This window comes from Paenibacillus sp. FSL K6-1558, from assembly GCF_038002565.1.
In the GTDB taxonomy this organism is placed as follows: domain Bacteria; phylum Bacillota; class Bacilli; order Paenibacillales; family Paenibacillaceae; genus Paenibacillus; species Paenibacillus polysaccharolyticus.
In genome coordinates this window covers 737,958-755,241 of record NZ_JBBOCV010000001.1, presented here as the reverse complement: position 1 = coordinate 755,241, position 17,284 = coordinate 737,958, and the positions used below count along the sequence as shown (strand labels likewise).

16 protein-coding genes and 1 pseudogene are annotated in these 17,284 nt (G+C 42.5%); 2 read left to right on the top strand and 15 right to left on the bottom strand.

The genetic code is table 11. The features are described from left to right. Positions 1–183: 183 nt before the first annotated feature. From MHI38_RS03055 to MHI38_RS03030, 6 genes are all read right to left on the bottom strand, one after another. The gene (locus tag MHI38_RS03055; protein WP_445667223.1) at positions 184–1,002 is read right to left on the bottom strand and encodes a carbohydrate ABC transporter permease; all 819 of its coding nucleotides are present in this window, start codon (positions 1,000–1,002) and stop codon (positions 184–186) included. Positions 1,003–1,033: 31 nt separating this feature from the next. After that, positions 1,034–1,930 carry a carbohydrate ABC transporter permease gene (locus tag MHI38_RS03050; RefSeq protein WP_154891873.1) on the bottom strand — a complete coding sequence of 299 codons (897 nt, stop codon included), beginning with the start codon at positions 1,928–1,930 and terminating at the stop codon, positions 1,034–1,036. 84 nt (positions 1,931–2,014) lie between these two features. After that, on the bottom strand, positions 2,015–3,352 hold the full coding sequence (locus MHI38_RS03045) for an ABC transporter substrate-binding protein (RefSeq protein ID WP_341180939.1): 1,338 nt from the start codon (positions 3,350–3,352) through the stop codon (positions 2,015–2,017). A gap of 414 nt (positions 3,353–3,766) precedes the next feature. Further along, positions 3,767–4,168 carry a nitrite reductase (NAD(P)H) small subunit gene (locus MHI38_RS03040; RefSeq protein WP_341180938.1) on the bottom strand — a complete coding sequence of 134 codons (402 nt, stop codon included), beginning with the start codon at positions 4,166–4,168 and terminating at the stop codon, positions 3,767–3,769. A 17-nt stretch (positions 4,169–4,185) separates the two neighbouring features. Beyond that, positions 4,186–6,627, bottom strand: a complete 2,442-nt coding sequence (gene nirB / locus MHI38_RS03035; RefSeq protein ID WP_341180937.1) for a nitrite reductase large subunit NirB — start codon at positions 6,625–6,627, stop codon at positions 4,186–4,188. 330 nt (positions 6,628–6,957) lie between these two features. Next, positions 6,958–8,934: a sigma-70 family RNA polymerase sigma factor gene (locus MHI38_RS03030; RefSeq protein WP_341180936.1), complete on the bottom strand. Its 1,977-nt coding sequence runs from the start codon at positions 8,932–8,934 to the stop codon at positions 6,958–6,960. Between the two features lie 481 nt (positions 8,935–9,415). Between MHI38_RS03030 and MHI38_RS03025 the strand changes: the two genes are divergently transcribed. Beyond that, positions 9,416–10,045 carry a hypothetical protein gene (locus MHI38_RS03025; RefSeq protein WP_341180935.1) on the top strand — a complete coding sequence of 210 codons (630 nt, stop codon included), beginning with the start codon at positions 9,416–9,418 and terminating at the stop codon, positions 10,043–10,045. Between the two features lie 427 nt (positions 10,046–10,472). On the opposite strand, the gene MHI38_RS03020 is transcribed toward MHI38_RS03025, so the two are convergent. The 5 genes from MHI38_RS03020 to MHI38_RS03000 all read right to left on the bottom strand — a co-directional run bounded on the left by MHI38_RS03020 (position 10,473) and on the right by MHI38_RS03000 (position 14,281). Further along, positions 10,473–11,300 carry a class I SAM-dependent methyltransferase gene (locus tag MHI38_RS03020; RefSeq protein WP_341180934.1) on the bottom strand — a complete coding sequence of 276 codons (828 nt, stop codon included), beginning with the start codon at positions 11,298–11,300 and terminating at the stop codon, positions 10,473–10,475. A gap of 388 nt (positions 11,301–11,688) precedes the next feature. After that, positions 11,689–11,823: a paeninodin family lasso peptide gene (locus MHI38_RS03015; RefSeq protein ID WP_341180933.1), complete on the bottom strand. Its 135-nt coding sequence runs from the start codon at positions 11,821–11,823 to the stop codon at positions 11,689–11,691. A gap of 342 nt (positions 11,824–12,165) precedes the next feature. Continuing rightward, the gene (locus MHI38_RS03010) at positions 12,166–12,288 is read right to left on the bottom strand and encodes a paeninodin family lasso peptide (protein WP_341180932.1); all 123 of its coding nucleotides are present in this window, start codon (positions 12,286–12,288) and stop codon (positions 12,166–12,168) included. 403 nt (positions 12,289–12,691) lie between these two features. Beyond that, positions 12,692–13,348: a YkyA family protein gene (locus tag MHI38_RS03005; RefSeq protein ID WP_341180931.1), complete on the bottom strand. Its 657-nt coding sequence runs from the start codon at positions 13,346–13,348 to the stop codon at positions 12,692–12,694. Positions 13,349–13,387: 39 nt separating this feature from the next. Further along, on the bottom strand, positions 13,388–14,281 hold the full coding sequence (locus MHI38_RS03000) for a polysaccharide deacetylase family protein (RefSeq protein WP_341180930.1): 894 nt from the start codon (positions 14,279–14,281) through the stop codon (positions 13,388–13,390). Positions 14,282–14,418: 137 nt separating this feature from the next. On the opposite strand from MHI38_RS03000, the gene MHI38_RS02995 reads away from it, so the two are divergent. Next, positions 14,419–14,580 (top strand): hypothetical protein, encoded by a 162-nt coding sequence (locus tag MHI38_RS02995; protein WP_341180929.1) that lies wholly within the window; start codon positions 14,419–14,421, stop codon positions 14,578–14,580. On the opposite strand, the pseudogene MHI38_RS02990 reads toward MHI38_RS02995, so the two are convergent. The 4 genes and pseudogenes from MHI38_RS02990 to MHI38_RS02975 form a co-directional block, all read right to left on the bottom strand. After that, positions 14,577–14,807, bottom strand: a pseudogene (locus tag MHI38_RS02990) (stalk domain-containing protein); the annotation flags it as partial. The gene MHI38_RS02995 and the pseudogene MHI38_RS02990 overlap by 4 nt on opposite strands. 12 nt (positions 14,808–14,819) lie before the next feature. Beyond that, positions 14,820–15,689 (bottom strand): DUF3298 and DUF4163 domain-containing protein, encoded by an 870-nt coding sequence (locus MHI38_RS02985; RefSeq protein WP_341180928.1) that lies wholly within the window; start codon positions 15,687–15,689, stop codon positions 14,820–14,822. Positions 15,690–15,734: 45 nt separating this feature from the next. Continuing rightward, the gene (locus MHI38_RS02980; protein WP_341180927.1) at positions 15,735–16,619 is read right to left on the bottom strand and encodes a DUF3298 domain-containing protein; all 885 of its coding nucleotides are present in this window, start codon (positions 16,617–16,619) and stop codon (positions 15,735–15,737) included. Continuing rightward, positions 16,619–17,131, bottom strand: coding sequence for an RNA polymerase sigma factor (locus tag MHI38_RS02975; protein WP_145414276.1), 513 nt, complete (start codon positions 17,129–17,131; stop codon positions 16,619–16,621). Before MHI38_RS02975 ends, MHI38_RS02980 begins: the two co-directional genes overlap by 1 nt. Positions 17,132–17,284 lie beyond the last annotated feature (153 nt).

Sequence of the window (17,284 nt, the reverse complement as noted above, 5' to 3'; positions counted from 1 at the left end):
GTAGCATCGAGGGCTAAGCTTTCCCATTCGGTACGGACCTGCCCTCTTTCCATCCAACGGCCTTGGAGCGGATTGACATTTTCATTCTCTAGCACGTCCGATGGTCGAACAACCCTTCATTCGTTTCTGTCTTGTGATGCTTGTTGTTGGATTTCCATCTTATTACCTGTTTCATAATATATACTACCCTTTAACAGCACCTGCAGTCATACCGTCTATGAAATATTTCTGAAAAGCAATGAACAGTATGAAAATTGGAACGATGGAGAAAAAGGAGCCTACGATCAATAGGTCATAGTTATTGCCATAAGGGGTTAACAACGTTTTCAAACCGATTGGAAGTGTATATTTACTCTGATCTCCGAGCACCATGAATGGCCACAATAGATTATTCCAGCTATTCATCCCATTCAAAATGGCCATTGCCGCAAAGGATGGCTTCATAATCGGCATAATTAATCTGAAATAAATCGCATACTCGTTTGCTCCATCAACCCGCCCAGATTGAATAATCTCTTTGGGTATGCTTCTTAGATATTGCCTGAAGAAAAATATGGTCGCGGCATTAGCTATACCCGGTAGAATGATTGCTGAATAGCTATTCACCATTCCCAAATCATTAATTAGGCTGTACAAAGGAACCAGCAATATTTCGAAAGGCACCATCATAATGAGCAAAACACATATAAAGAGGAAGTTCTTACCTTTAAAATCATATGCAGCAAAACCATATCCAACAAATGCGCTTACAAAAAGTGTTAAAACCACTTGAACAATTGTTAGAATCATACTATTCCAAAACCACACAAAATAATCATGTTCTCCAGTAAACAGAAAAATAAAATTATCAAAACTCATGATTTCAAAATCCAAACTTAGGTTAAGACCATATCTAACTAATGATTCACCTGGTTTAAAGGAAGATAGGGCCACTGCGTAGAATGGGATCATAATTATAACGAATAGTATAATAAAGAAACAAATAATTACTATTCTAGAGATGAAATCACTCCTTGTCTGACTTCTGCCCACTTTAATCCTCCTCCTTTTTGAACATTCCACTAAATTTCAACTGCGTTAAATTGATAACCATAGCAATAACTAATAGAACGATACCAACCGCAGCTGCGTAACCCAGCTTATTCTGCTCAATCCCTTGTCTATACAGATATCCAACAATGGTTAGACCAATATTTTGGGGTGATTTGTTACCGTTAAACATCATCAGGCTCTCGGTAAACATGGCTAAACCAGCATAAACACTAATTGTGGTAACATATACCGTGGTCGGCTTCAATAATGGCATTGTGATCATTCTAAACTTCTGCCAAGCAGATGCCCCGTCAATTGAAGCAGCCTCATAATATTCATTGTCAATGCTTTTCAAACCGGATAGATAGTAAAGTATATTAACGCCCGTCCATCTCCAACATGCGAGGATTAACAGTGCTGCCATACTCCATGCTCCGTCTTTCAAAAATTTAATAGGCTCTACACCAAATAGACCCAGGAAACTGTTCATTAATGAACCTTCCATTTCACCGAATGTAAGACGGAAAATGGTCCCCGCAACTGCGACAGATGTCAAGGCAGGGAGAAAGAACGAAGATTTAAAAAACTCTCTTCCCACCATTAACTTACTGTTGATCATAACGGCGAATAACATGGGAAAGGGAATTAACAGCACTAAGGTTCCTAACATGTACACAACGCTATTTTTAATAGATATCAAAAACACTTTATCTGTAAGCAATTTCGAATAATTTGCTTCACCAATCCACTTAGGATCCTGCCCCAACATCCGATCTTGAAAACTCATTACGAATGAATTTACAAGCGGATATAACCAGAAGATCAAAAATATGAGTATAAATGGCAATACAAAAACATAAGGTGCAGCTTTTTGAGAGTATACAAATTTCTTTATCATATTCTCAATCTCCCTTGACTATGGTTAAACCTGCCGACCACTATACCTGCCAACAGGTTTAATCGAATCATTTACTTATTATATTTATTTCAATTCTTGTTCAATTGCTGCTTGTGCTTCATCCAACGCTTCCTTCACGTCTTGGCCATCTTCAAAGATCGCATTCAAAGTAACCGTATTGAATATATTGCCAATGGTTGGTGAAGCTTTAACGGACTTTATCGCTTGAATTTCGTCCTTGATTTCATTCAAAGTATCAAATGCATTTGTCTTAAAGTATTGGACGTATTCATTTTCAGGGTTTTTCGTAACTGCATCATCTTTCCATACTTCCATGTTGATTGGGTCAAATCCAAGTGTATTCCAAATTTCAGTAGTAGCTTCTTTCGAAAGCTTAGCAAAGGCTACAAATTCTTTTGCCAACTGAACGTCTGTACCATTTTTAGTAACAACTGTGCCAGTACCGCCTAAGCCAACGGAACGAGGGTTACCTTCTTCGAATACAGGCAATGGAGCTATTGCATACTTCCCTTTAAGGTCTTTCATTTCGTTTACAAAGCGGGACATGTACCACTCAGGCATTAATGCACTTGCGTAGTTGCCTTTGTTATATTCGCCTTTTGCTTCTTCTGTGTCGGGTTGTCCGCCAGGGATCGTATGAATAACATTGTTCTTCTGTAGATCGACTAACATTTCAAGTGCTTTAATCATTTCAGGCGAATTCACTTTTGGATTACCATTTTCATCAGTAAAATCAGCATTTTGCTGAGCTAGTAGCAGCGATGCTTGGAACGAAGCTGATGTATCAGCAGTACCTAAGTACTTGCCAGTCTTTTCGTAAACCTGGATCCCTGCTTGTTTGTAATCTTCCCATGTTTTGATGGTCTTGTAGTCAACACCTGCTTGTTCAAGAATTTCAGTGTTGTAGAAAGCAAGCGTAGCACCTACGTGATAATCAAAGCCATAAACCTGATCGGCTTTGGAGTAAATCTCGACACGTGAAGGAACAACAGCGTCTTTGTATGGTGCATATACATCATTCAAAGATTCCAGGGGAACGTTGTCACCTTCCAAGAATTTAGGGAATTTACCAAGCTCGATATCCGCGATATCAGGAGCACCTTTTCCGCTTGTAACTGCCAATAAGAGCTTGTTGTGCATATCATCGTAAGGCATAACCGTTACATTCAACCTAATCTGTTTGTCTGGGTTCTGTTGGTTCCATAACCCCAGCATTTTATCCAAATGCTTGCCGTGCAAATCTACGAATGTCCAAAATGACAATTCTGTTGCATTCTCACCGGCATTAGCCCCTAATTGCTTTGTTTCCGTTTTTGAACCAGAAGAATTACCACATGCAGTAAAAACAAGTGACATAATAAGGAGTGTAACGATGGTGATTAAAGCACTGCGTTTTTTCATTTGTTCGTCATCCTCTCTTTTTTGTTATGCATTTGAAAAGTCGGCTGACTAGTTAGTTCTGTTAATTTAAGCGGTAAGCGCTTTCCGTGCCGTATTATAATATATATGAAATAAGCTTTATATAACCAATTGATTATAAAATCATAAAGTTTACGAAGAGATGCTACTCTTTGAAAAAGCTAGCGCTCTAACCAAAATGAAACAATGTTCTTGTCCACTGACAAATCATGACTTACCAAGAACTTGTTCGTACTGATAAAATAAAAAAAGCCGCTAAAAATAGCGACTTTAATGGGATCATGTTCTTGTCCCTCGACATGATATGAGTGATGTTTTACAGCCCACCTATTCGAACCTTTTAATCTGTCTTTACTCCACTTCGCTGACTTTCATAATAATTCGCAATCTCCACAATTAAAGCACCCATTCGTTCTTGTTCTGAAGGTCTTTACTCATGGAAAGTCTCTCCCCATTCTTCAGTAATCCAACTCGTACCTCTTCTACGTGAACCTGAACCGGATAAGTCCGAACCTGTCCCGTATCAGGATCAAGCACCTGACCATCCGTCAACGAAATCTTCCAGTCACAGATTGGGTCGAACAGGACGTCCCCGGATATAATTCCTTCTGCAATCGTGCCTCCGCGCGGGCCAGGGCTTTTATTCTCAAGAGCATAGATACGTCCGTCCGTTGTCTTAAATATCGCAATCTCTTCATTACCTAAGCGCACTACTCGTCCCAGTCTCTCTGTGAAATCATCTACATTGCCAACAAGATAATACGTGTATTCATTTTTATTCAGTTTCGGTTCCATCATGCAGCCCCTTCCTGTTTCTAGTCCTGTTTCGTAGAGATACTAATCTCTTCAAACATCCTTTCCCTTAAATTCGAATTATTCAAGATTTCACTCCATGGTTCCTTCACCTGCGCCAGAGCGACCTCCATTCGCTCAGCCAAAACCCGGCGGTTATCCAGATCATTGACTACAGCTTCCGTGACGGATTCCAATCCCATCCTTTCAATCCATTCCGAGGTCCGCTCCAGATATTTGCCTGTCTCCCGGTAATGCTGCATGAACGCCGCGACAATCTCCAGAAGTTCTTCATCTGTTCGCACCTTACACAGCAGTTCAGCAAGTCGGGCTTTAATTCCGCCATTACCGCCAACGTAAATTTCCCAAGCTCCCTCATTACCGACGATCCCAATATCCTTGGTTGTTGACTCCGCGCAGTTACGCGGACAGCCGTTAACGGCAAGCTTGAACTTGGCCGGCATATCTAACCGCTCGAACTTCTTCTCAAGCATTATTCCCATCCCCATCGAATCTTTCGTACCAAAACGGCAGAACTGTGATCCCACGCATGTCTTGACCGTACGAAGCGCCTTCGCATACGCATAACCGGACGGCATGCCAAGGTCCTTCCAGATCTTTGGTAGGTCCTCTTTTTTGACCCCAAGCAGGTCCAGCCGCTGACCACCGGTTACTTTAACCAGCTTGACGTTGTATTTCACCGCAATATCAGCAATAAGTCTGAGATCGTCCGGAGTGGTTACCCCGCCGTACATTCGCGGCACAACGCCAAATGTTCCATCCTTTTGAATGTTCGCATGCATCCTTTCATTCACAAAACGTGAATCCTTCTCGTCCACATGCTCAGTTGGCCAGATCATACCCAGATAGTAGTTCAGCGCAGGACGACATTTAGAGCAGCCCTCCGGGTTATCCCATTCCAGCGCATATCTTACTTCTTTAGATGTGATCAGCCCCTTTTCTTTAATCGCCGTCACGACTTCATCTCTGCTCAGTGTGGTACAGGAACAGATTGCTTCCTGTTTCGCCGCCGCTGAATCATACTTGTCTCCGAGCACATATTGAAGAATCTGCTCTACAACCGGTCGGCAACCTCCACAAGAACGCGATGCACTTGTGGCCACCTTGATCTCTTCTACTGTGGTTAATCCTTTTTCGTTAATGGCATCCACAATGTGTTTTTTCGTCACACCATTACAACCACATACGATTTCCTCATCCGCCAGCTCTGCGGCTGTATTCCCGGTTTCGACCGAGGCTTGTCCCATAATCGCATTATGAATGGCTTCTGTCATTACCGTGCCTGTTCGAATCCACTGCTGCAGTCTGGAAGATTCCTTTCCGTCACCAATCAGAACACCGCCGACGATCCGTCCGCCGCGCAGGAGAACTTTTTTGTAAATACGTAACCACTCATCATGCATCCGCACTATAGACAGTCCTTCTGCATCCATAAACTCACCAGCGGAGAACACGTCTACACCAGATATTTTTAGTTGAGTAGATACCACAGATCCTTCATATGGCTTCGTATCCACTCCGCACAGATGCTTCGCAAGGACAGCTCCCTGTTCAAATAGTGGAGCTACCAGCCCATATGTAATGCCCCGATGCTCGTTGCACTCCCCTACTGCATAAACATCCGGTGCTGAAGTACGCATATAATCATCCACAAGAATCCCGCTATTAACCACAATGCCGCTTTTCTTGGCTAATGCAGTGTTTGGTCGAATTCCCACCGCCATGACTACGAATTCTGCATCCAGCGTCGTTCCGTCGGTAAAACGAATCCCGCTGACCCGATCATCTCCGAGAAACTCCTCAGTCTGTTTGCCGGTAGCAAATTTCAATCCTTGGCTTTCCAGCTCTGCCTGAAGCATTAGTGAGGCGGTATGATCGAGCTGACGTTCCATTATCTCCTCAAACAGATGGACCACTGTCACATCCATCCCCAGTTTGAGCAGCCCCTTGGCAGCCTCCAATCCGAGCAGGCCCCCACCAATAACAGCAGCCTTCTTGTACTGATCTGCTGCATGCAGCATGTTTTGGCAATCTGCGATATCTCTAAAACCTACAATCCCCTCTTTATCTGCTCCTGGTACCGGAAGCATAAACGGATTGGAACCGGTTGCAACAATGAGCTTGTCATATGGAACCTCCATACCATTGTCTGCCTTCACAATTTTTTGTTCCGTATCAATATGTGTTACAGTCGTTCCGGTATATAGCTCTATTCCATTCTCTAAATACCAGTTCCTGTCATTCAAAATAATGTCTTCTACTGCTTTACTCTTCTCTAGCACATACGATAACTGAATACGATTGTAGTTGGGATAAGGTTCACTCCCAAATACGGTAATTCTGTAGGTGCTGGGTGCCAGTTTTAAGATCTGTTCCACCGTGTTGATCCCAGCCATCCCGTTACCAATCAAGACTAAATGCCGACGTTCTTGTACTTTTACCATGCAAAAACCTCCTACTACCTATATATTCCTATCCATGACAAAGAAAACTTGTAACCTACTAAACAACTAACATACAATCGAACCATTTTTGGCAGTATTTATTGTATTTATATCAAAGAAGGTTATATAGGGCAACTCTTATTTTAATTTTTAACAAAATAATCACCTGCCCGTTAGTTTAATGAATTAACGACTAAATACCGATTAGGTATACATCTAATCGGTATTTAGTCTATGATCTTGTCCCTCGACAATATTATTTTTATTATTGGAGGTTGGTGTCCATTCTGGAATGGACACCAACCTCCTTCCAATGCTGTTCTACGTTTGTCAGTAAAAAGTATTTTCGTATAACTTCCCCGTATGCGCATCAAGCACTTCGGGCGTCCGCTTGTGCTCGCTACCAATCATTCGATACACTAGTTCGTACGAGGCCTCTTCCGCCCTAGCATTGTGCATGCGTTCCCATTGCAGATGCAACTCGGTCTGTGCCGTCCAACGGAGGATGGCTGTCTGGGAATCAAATGAAGGTGCGGTCACCACTTTCTTTAACTGTTCTGGCCTTATGGAGGGGGACATCAAACTTTTGACCCTCCCATTAGAGCGGTCAACAGCTAGTTGATAGCATTCATCCCTGACAGATACGTCCTGAACATATACACCAAAGCGAATGATTTCCAAACGATCTTCGTCATCGGTCTCTTCAGTTAGAAGCCTGAGATAAGGCAACATTTCGGCTGCTATTCCTCGGACATAGTCCATAGCTACTTCTATACATGCGTCTCGATCCCAGGTTAATGGAGCTAGTTGATCTGGCTTACCATGCGAAACAAAGTCAATCAGTTGTCCAGTTTGGCTGTCTACTCGCGCCTTGACCGCTCCCTCCATCTGATCAGCCCAATAGGCCTTCCAAGACCGGTCATTCTTGGCTGGACGTTCTTCATTCTGTTGCTTCCACACCATCAACTTGATGTTCGAGTCGATATTGTCGTCTTGTACTAACTGAAATTGGTCGTTGTCTACGCCAATCCACTCTTCTAGGCTTCGTGCGAGCGGGAACTCACCTGGCCACTCGTCCAGAGTTCTTGGGTCAGAGGGGACAGCTTCTGCCCTATAGGTTGTTAGAACTTCCTCTTGTGATGATGCAGTATAGATGAGTCCTCTACTTCGAGGAGCGTAAACAAGATGGACCTGATCGTCACCATCCGTGTACACGGCTTTGTCCAATTTGCAATATTCCACATGTAGCAAAAAATTTGCCTTCATATACGCCATCTGTTCCTCTTCTGGTGTGATCATGGTTGGGAGTGCCGGCCCTGTAACGGTTCCGTAGTACCTAAATCCGACCACGTGACCGCTGGGGTGAACCATAATCAGGCATCCCGTCTCAGGAAGTGGCAGCCCCATCGCCTTCTGCTGTCGTGTGTACCCAAACATCCCTTCCATCCACTCCATCTCACAATACGGAAAGTCACGCAGTGCGCCGGGATAATGATCTTCCAGGAATTGCTCTGCCTGCTGTTTGAGCTTCTCATCAGATAGCCGTGTCTCGTTGTCCAATGAGGCCCAGGAAATGGAATAGTCTATCAAGTTGCCGTCCTTGGAGAGTGTAGCAGAAACGGCGTCATCACTCCCCGTTTTAACCCATAAGAATCCCGCTTCGCCCTTCCCTGTTCCCCTCATGGTATTCTCTTGATAGTCATTAACGATTAAATTATAATCCGGTGAAACGGCAAACTGGTGCTCTGCTTGTTGTCTTAACTTCAGGCGTAATGTATCCAGGTCTCGTTCGAGAAAATCTTGAGCCATTTCGTTGCGCAAATGTTCCAGCCCCTTCCGTAATTGTGTTTTTACAGTACCTAAAGGCATATCCAGGAGATGGGCGATTTGCTGCTGGGTCAGGTCCTTCTTATATTTTAAAAACAGGAGCTGACGTAGCTTCGGATTCAGACTGGCCAATGCACGCTCCAGATCCAGGGCTTGATCGATATCATTAACGACCAATGGCTCTTGTGCCAGCGGGTCTTCGCTCAGGTGAACACGCTTGGATTTCTCCAGATGATTGAGCGCCCGGTTCACCACAATTCTGGTAAGCCACCTCTCAAAGGCTTCAGCTTGCTGCAGCGTGTGCAGTGACTCATAAGCCTTAACCAGGGCATCCTGAACGATATCCTCCGCATCTTTGGACTCCCGTACATAATGGCGAGCCACTCGGTGCAGCTTATCCGTTCGATCCTTTATAAGAGAAACGAAGGCATCGTGATCTCCGTTTAGTGCGGCGCTGATTTGTTGCTGGGCATCTATCATTGTCGTCCACCTCCTGTTATATAGACAGCTAACTCACGGATTTGGATTTTATTAATGTAAAATTATTCTTTTACTTGGCTTAATTTATTTCCTTTGCTATCAGTACATTTAGATATACACCTAATCGGTAATCGAACTATGTTCTTGTTCTTCGACAATCCCGTGTGCAGCCACTATTTTGTTAAGTTCACTTCTTCAATACACTTTCATTGTCTATTGAGCCTAATTTTTTGTTATATTAATTAGTGATGGAGAGAACATATCATTTTTAAAATAAGGCCTTCTTTGCCAATCATAGTACAATTCTGTTTCTTAGTGTTATATGTAGAAAATCCTATATTTTACTTTCAAGCATATAAAATTTAGTCAGTCGTCTGCTCAAAGTGGTGAGAATTACGTTAGGTATCTCGTCTTTATGTCTAAGACCCAAGCTACATATATAAAGCTGTATATTCAATAAAGATTGATTATGAGGTGAACAATGAACAGAACATTAGATCAATTGCGCTACATCGAAAAATATGAAAGTTGGGAAGGGGCATTGGAGGTTAAAGCTTCGGTAGATTTATTTAATACGGAGATATATTCGCTTAATACGTATATCGATACTAAATATGCACTAACCACGGAAGATCTAAATACAATTCATTTTGTTAAAAGGCATTTTCACGAGATATATACAATCTTCTTAGAAAGTTTGTTGGAATGGCAATCCTACGGGATTTCTTATGAGATATATGATGAACAAAATCACTCGTTTGAATTGATTAATCCTAAAAAGATAGAGGATCTACATACATATGTAGGTCTTCCTATACTTCAGATTCTACATGACCATGCTAAAGATGGGCATTCATACTATTCCCTTAATTTTAACAAAAACTGCAAAATTTCTATTGAGCATGGCTTTACAGCCCTATTCCATAAAAAAGAACTCATCGATCTCTCCCCTTCTGATATTGATTCTGTAATTAGCGGACTTCAATATATTGAACCCGATTGTTCACAGTGGGAAAAAGGTTTTTGGAGGTTAAAACCAAAACTTGAGAATAGTTACTACAATGAGCCTGGAGTGATTAGAAATAGGTGGATCAGCGGCCTTTTTGATTAACGAGCAATACTAATCGTAGAATCATTTGTGTTGTTGAAGCTTTTTCATGGCCTATCAGACAGGTTACTTTACTCTTGGTATCAAAAATGCTTCCTCTATTTTTCAAAGCCTAGCTGAGAATAATATTCCATAGCAGTCGGTGCAGAGAGTAACAATAAAGCTACTTCTTCTTCTCATAAATGGTTTCGCAAACATTCAACAAGCTCTTTTCAGGCAATTGGTACAAGTTCTTATCCCAATCTAAGGACATGAACTTGTACCGATAAAATAAAAAAGCCGCTAAATTAGCGACTTTAATGGATATATATTCCTGTCCCTCGACAACCGGCCCTTTTTACAACTTTCGTTTACTGCGGTTTTTAAACCAATTCTTCCCCCGCAAAACCATGGTTTGCTTCGTTACGAATATTCGAGTTCTCTACCGTAACTAGTTCGGAAAATAACTTTTACGAAGAACCACTACGATATCTGTCTGAGGCACAAATAAATTATAATTCGTTACATGCACTTGTCTCGTTTCGGTTACGGATTCAATCTTTAATTCAGGAGGAAGACAGCGCTCGATGTGAGTAATTAATGTTTCTTTGGTAAATCTCCAAATTACACCATCAATCGAAGAGTTCGCCATATAACCACCATCCGTTACAGAACCTGAAAGAGACTTGAGTATAACCGGATCCGTAATAATGATTGATCCACCATCACGTAACAATCTGCTGCTCTCAATGAAGGCTTTTTTGTGATGACGAATATGATGAAAGCTTCGTGCAAATAAAATCATATCACAGCAATGTTCAGGTAAAGAAGTCGGCTTATCAATGAAGGCATGGATATAGGAATCAAACCTCCCCCACTTCTTTCCAAGTTTCAGCGCATTTAAATTCGGATCCATATTGAGAAAACGAATATCCTTCTGCTTGCGAAGATACTTGTTCAGTAAACCTGTACCACAGCCCACCTGAAGAACATCGCCCCTTAAAGGGGGTAAAACTTTGTATACATTATGAGGAATAGGGAAGTTCTGAACGTACATGGCTAATTCGTAGAGAATCGGATAACGCTCTTGTAATCGAACTAATTTACTGGTGTAGAAAGGTTTCCGCTTTTTGCGACGTTTAAAGTCCCATTTGTTTAAATAGTAGATAGGGCTTAATAACAAGAACAGAATAATAAAGACTCCTTGGACGCCATAAATTCCAAGTGTACTAAACAGACCATTGGAATTATGAGGCATCATTTGTTTAGAAGTATTCAAAGTGATCACTCCCCTATCACAGCGCTATAAATGATGTGGAATCTGTCTAACATAACAAATGAATCCGATATATAGTTTAATTCGTCAAAAAATAAATATATACTTTCCGTAACCAATGCTTTCTACCAAATGACTTACGAAGCGGAGTGAATCTGATCATGCACAATTCAATCGCATTTAGCGAATAGTAATTTATTGACTCCTTCACTCCCTGCACTTGAGGCTGATAAAAGAAGAGCCGTTTACGATGATGTATCACCATGATTTTGTTGAAGTTGCTTATGTATATGAAATTGAAACATGTTCTTGTCCCTCATCTTAGCATCGAAAAAGCCGCCCACAGGCGACCTTTTGAGCAATAATACGATTTTTAATTTGAAGTAGGATCTCAGGACGGATCATACAGGTCTGCATCATGTTCTTCGATCCAATCAATTTGCCTGGATCCATAGCCAGCCATCGTTTGCTGCACATCCAGCACCTCTAATTCCGGTGTCAGCCAAGGCGCTTTTTTCTTTTCCATCGGTCATTTCCTCCTTTCTACAAAACTGGAACCAAGATGCGAGCACCTGTACATTACTTGCGCGATACAAACTTTTGAGATACAATATGTATCTTTTTGAAAATTATAAGACACAATACGTATCGGAGTAAACAACTATTTCATCCTTTTCTATGGGTGAAGTATTCCCTGTAGCGCTAACTGCCCAAGTTAAAGCCCACTCGCCTCTATAATAGTGTTTTATATGATACCTATCTAATTGGTACTTGGACTATATTCTTGTTCTTGGCTCTTGACACGAACTTATGCCGATAAAATAAAAAAGCCGCCCACAGGCGACTTTTTTAAGCAAGAATACGATTTTTAACTTGAGGACGCTGGATTATATAGGTCAGCATCATGTTCGGAAATCCAATCAATTTGCTTGTATCCACGGCCAGCCATCGTTTGCTGCCGCACATCCAGAACTTCTAATTTTGGTGCCAACCAAGGCGTTTTTTTCGTTTCTATCAGTCGTCCCCTCCTTTCTACAAAAACTGGTACCAAGATGCGAGTAACCTTACTTACATTAATTGTGTTAAACAAACTCTTTGAGATACAAAATGTATCTTTATAAAATTATAAGACACATTTCATATCGAAGTAAACAACCTATTTCATTGCTTTCTCTGGGTTAACTATTTCCCTGTAGCGCTACTGACCCAAGATAAAGCTCGCTCACCTTTAGATCGCTTTTTATTTAGACATATATCTAATCGGTAATCGGACTATGTACATGTCAATTCCGGCAATGAGTACAAGTACTAGTCCTTGGCTGTGAACATGTTCTTGTCCCCATTCTACCCATCGGTTCATGATCTAACATGAGAGTTACCGATCTTAATTTCGCTCATCTTTCTTGGCTTAGCTTCATAAGCTGCTCTTGAGTACTGTTAAATGTCTTGGTCAGTAAGTTGAACTTTTCTTGAATTTCACTCAATTTGTCATATAGAGCATTTCTCTTTTTAATAGCAAGTTTGATTTCTTTAAGATCTGTTTTAGTACGCCCTCTCATTGCTCCGTACACTTGCTCTTCAGCATCCAAACCCAATCCATAAGCTGCAATAAACATCTGAAGTGTTTGGTTTCTTGACTCATATTGTTCGAGAGATTTTTCCGCAAGAGAAAGTGTTTTTTCTTTTTCAAACGAAAGTTTCAGCAGTGATTGTTGAAGTGATTTCGTTTGTTCATCTACCTGCTGCCTAGCTTTTTCTATTTGTTCAAGAATAGCTCTTCGCGCCTGTATATGGGTTTCCACTTGCTCCAGCAGTCCTGTAACGTTACTGTTTTTCTCCCTCCCTTGCCTCAGAATAAAATTGTATAATTTCATATCTTCTTGTTCATGATTTGAAAGGGACTCCAGAGATTTGTCGATCGCCTGACTATTTTGAGCTAGATGATTAATCTGATTGACCGCAGGCTCCTGAGGCTCTCCACATCCGTTAAGTAGGAGAAGTAATAAGGTAATAAGAACCGCATATATCCGTTTTTTACTTGTGATTTTCACCGGTTTCCCCTCTTTTACTGTTATTTTATCTAAGTTAAATTACAAGCGAGGATCGTGGCTGAAATTAACAACCATATGCTCATTCGGATTGTAAACCTCAAACTCATAGCCTTTTGCTCTCAGTAGCTTAAGAATTTGTGGCAGAGCTTCTACAGTCTGTTTCCGTTCATGCATCAGAATAACTTCTATATCTCGGTGTGCGCCTCTTTCTATCCGGGATATAATTTTATTGGGCTGGCCGGGAAGGTTCCAGTCAAGTGAGTCCGTTGTCCAGTCCCACATTTTAAACCCTGCTGCCGCGATATCCCCTCTAAATGCCTCACCGATCTGTGGGCTGCTTCCATAAGGCGCACGTATCAGATGAGGTGTATATCCAATCAAAGCCTCGACCTTATTTTGTACTTCTTTAAATTCATTCAAAAAGTTGTCTGAGCTGCCGCTCTTATATAACTTTTTATAACTATGTGTCATACTATGCAACCCGGGATAACTGCCTTCTTTCACCAAACGTTTCACCGCTTCCGGGTAGTGATCCAGATTCTCTCCAACCATAAAAAAAGTAGCTTTAGCATCATACTGGTTCATAATGTCAAGCAATTGCTCCGTGTATTTGCTAGGGCCATCATCAAAGGTAATATACGCTACTTTTCTGATTTGACCCAAGAATCTCGTCGGTTGCTCTTTTGAGTCTGGCGAACCCTGTATGAACCCTAATTGAACAGGCTCTTTAATAACAGAAATGGGTGGCGGTTCAACCATCGTCTTTATCCAATGTGTCTTACCGCTGAATACATACGTAGTCCCCATGACAAGGAGAATCAAACCCATAAGTACCAAACTTAACTTTCCATAACGAATCCTCCTTCTTCTTTTGCGACTTCCACCGCGAATTGCAATTCCGTTCACTTGTGTTGATTCATGGTGTGATTTCAAAACCTGTACACGTCCTATCATCTCGTAATTTATGCTAACTATTAATCTATGAACTCGTTCTTACATAAAATTCATAGAAAAATTCGCCGGTAACCTTCGATTGCAATTGCCTTACGGAAACAAGACGGGCAAATTGTTTGAAAAGTTTGATTTTTCAATTAGAAATTTCAACCACTGTGATTGGGCGGGTCACAAGCCCCCAACAAGAAAAAAAAGACCGCTGGCGCAAATTCTTGCGGGCGGTCTGTGCCGTGATCGAATATGAGGGCGGACAGAAAAGGAGAAAAGCGCGTTTTTAATTTTCTGAATTGGAGATCGTGATCTGACCCTGCTTGTCTTGGATGACCTTCAAATTCAGAATATCGGACAGGAATTCCAGCGGCACGTAGACGTATCCATTTCTCATTTCCTTTACCGCCCCGAGCTTGTGGGAAGCATTTTTTCCAAGAAAATAGCTGTCCTTGTTCAAGCTGATGGAGCTCCTGAGGGCTCCTTTGGTAATGTCGGTGGTTTTGCTTTTGCCATTCCAAGTAACGTCTTAATTCAGCTGGCGCAGCACGCTGGCTAAAAGAATCATTAGCTTACCGTCTTTGCCGATGTAATGCTTGCTGGTAGGAATGATTGCTTGGACAGCTCTGTGTACGGCTTTCTGGTCCGGGAGCTTCACGGCAAATTCAGGAGTGCCGGTTGATCCCGGAGCGATGCTGTATTTTTGGAATACGATATGTGCATGGCCGTCCTTCACGTAAAAGCTTTGCTCGGGGTGTATGTTCTGAAACCCGTCCTTCCCTTTAAAATAATGCTCTTGCTCTGCAGCAATTGCTGATTTAATATACGCATCCAGAATGGAGAGATACTTATTACCGAACAGATTTTCAAGCGTTACGCGCTTCGCCTGTGCTTCATTTGTGAAGTTGTACGTGTCGACACGTGTATCGGGATTGTTCATGCCAGTCCCCTCCGTGGTGATTTTAAGGGAGACCATGCCGTTGTCCGATCCGTCTGATGTCAGCTCATATTGGATCAACAGCTGGTAGGGATGCATGGTGTAGCGATTCTTTTTGGCCAAGGTGGCTGCTTCAGCGGCGGCCTTTTCCCATTTTGCAAGATCCTTGGAGGCATGGGTCTCAATGATATCGTTCAGCTGATCCTGATATTTATTGTCTGCGAGTCCTTGGAATACGGGAATGGTAATATAAGTCTTCAGCCATTTCTCAGATGAGTGGAGTTTCTTGCTTGTAACCATCTTCGTGGCAAGCACGGGAGCCGTAATCTGTCCGTTACCGGAAGCGGATTGGACCTGTGCATGTGCGGAAGAATGCCCGGAAGCGGATACCATCAGAATGCCTGCTAAGCCGGCTGCGGCCAAGGTTTTAGTCCATTTTGTTGTATGTTGTATCGTTTTCATTGTAATTACCTCCTGGTGATTAAAAAAGATTTAGTCGTATAGTAGTTATTGAACATACTTATTGCTGACGAGCAATTCCTGAATCACCTCTGTCGGAATCGTAAACTCAACAATGCCCATGGAGCCAGGCGCTACGTCATATTCATTGAAGCTGATAACTAGCTTGCCGTTCTGATTAATGTAGAAATTCTGGTCCTTCGCGATGCTGCGGAACAGATCATCCTCTGGCATATCCGCCTCGGTCCCCGGCTGCTGAACCCAGTAAACCTTGCTTGGGTCGTCCTTCATCTGCTGACTCATTTGCTCTTTAATATTGTCGCTAATCACTCGAATATAGCGTTCATCGCTGAAGAGGCTCGGCAGCGTGATGACGATATGGTTGACTTTATCGATGGTATCGTATTTGCGGGATTCCGCGGAGGATCCGGCTGATTCGACGACATAACGAGAGAGGGTTAGCAGCTGGTCCGTATCGGTGACGACTTCATAGCCGCTTTCCAGCCCGAGATGCCCTCCCCCGCTTTTTTCCAGTTGAGATACTTCATCCTTGAAGCCTTCATACAGCTTCTTGTTTTCCTCCATATATTTGGAATTTAGGGACTTTTCCAGTTCAGAATCGCCGGTACCGACAATGCCGGGCGTTTTAAGATGCACATCGGTGTTTTCGTTCTGTTCGGCATATTCCCGGATGGTGATCACCTTGACAATCTGCCCGAGCACCGGCACTTCAGATAGCGCCTTGGCGAAGGTCGGGCTAGCGTTTACGCCGACAGACAGCAGGATGCAGGCAGCTGCAGCGCTTACGAGCCAGGGCATGGCCTTTATTTTTGTTCGCCGGGAAGCGATCGTTCTGTTCACCATCTCATTTAATTCATCAGGAATAGGAATGGACTCATACTCCTGCTTCATCCTATTCAGCTTATCATTCATTATCGTCTCTCCTCCTCTTGATCTTCCTCGCTCATGTTCACCCGAAGCTTCTGCAGTCCTTGATAGAGCCTTGTTTTTACGGTATTGAGATTCTCGTTGAGCACTTCGGCAATTTCTTCGATCTTCATATCTTCAAAAAAGCGAAGGATAATCAAAATACGGTATTTTTCCGGCAACTCATCCAGTGATCTTGCCAGATCCAGATCGGCATAATGATCTTGGCTGCTTGGAAGCACAACCTCCAGTTTTTCTTCGTCCATGATTTGGACTTTTTTCTGTTTTCGTATGAAATCCAGGGACGTTGTCACGATGATCCGAAAAAACCAGCTTTTTAATGAACCCGTATTCTTCAGGTTTTCGATGGACATGAACGCTTTATGGATGGCATCCTGTACGATGTCGAGGGCATCCTCTTTGTTGCGGACATAGCTGTAAGCCAGTCGATATGCACTTTCTTGGTTATCGGTGATACATTGAATTAGAAGCTTTTCCAGCTTCCGGCCGACTCTCATCTAATCAGACACTCCTTTGGGCCCGCGCGGGTAACCATCAATTGCAATTGCCTTACGGAAGCAAGACGGGCGAGTTGTTCAAAAAGTTTGATTTGCAATGAAAAATTTCAGTCGCTGTGATTTTGTCAGCGATATGGCGGGCCAAACAAGCGG

Coding starts and splice junctions, on each gene's coding strand:
- MHI38_RS03045 (WP_341180939.1), bottom strand. CDS start 3,352: ATGAAAAAACGCAGTGCTTTAATCACCATCGTTACACTCCTTATTATG.
- nirB (WP_341180937.1), bottom strand. CDS start 6,627: ATGGTAAAAGTACAAGAACGTCGGCATTTAGTCTTGATTGGTAACGGG.
- MHI38_RS02985 (WP_341180928.1), bottom strand. CDS start 15,689: ATGAAAACGATACAACATACAACAAAATGGACTAAAACCTTGGCCGCA.
- MHI38_RS03025 (WP_341180935.1), top strand. CDS start 9,416: ATGAACAGAACATTAGATCAATTGCGCTACATCGAAAAATATGAAAGT.
- MHI38_RS02980 (WP_341180927.1), bottom strand. CDS start 16,619: ATGAATGATAAGCTGAATAGGATGAAGCAGGAGTATGAGTCCATTCCT.
- MHI38_RS03050 (WP_154891873.1), bottom strand. CDS start 1,930: ATGATAAAGAAATTTGTATACTCTCAAAAAGCTGCACCTTATGTTTTT.
- MHI38_RS03015 (WP_341180933.1), bottom strand. CDS start 11,823: ATGGAAAAGAAAAAAGCGCCTTGGCTGACACCGGAATTAGAGGTGCTG.
- MHI38_RS03030 (WP_341180936.1), bottom strand. CDS start 8,934: ATGATAGATGCCCAGCAACAAATCAGCGCCGCACTAAACGGAGATCAC.
- MHI38_RS02975 (WP_145414276.1), bottom strand. CDS start 17,131: ATGAGAGTCGGCCGGAAGCTGGAAAAGCTTCTAATTCAATGTATCACC.
- MHI38_RS03040 (WP_341180938.1), bottom strand. CDS start 4,168: ATGATGGAACCGAAACTGAATAAAAATGAATACACGTATTATCTTGTT.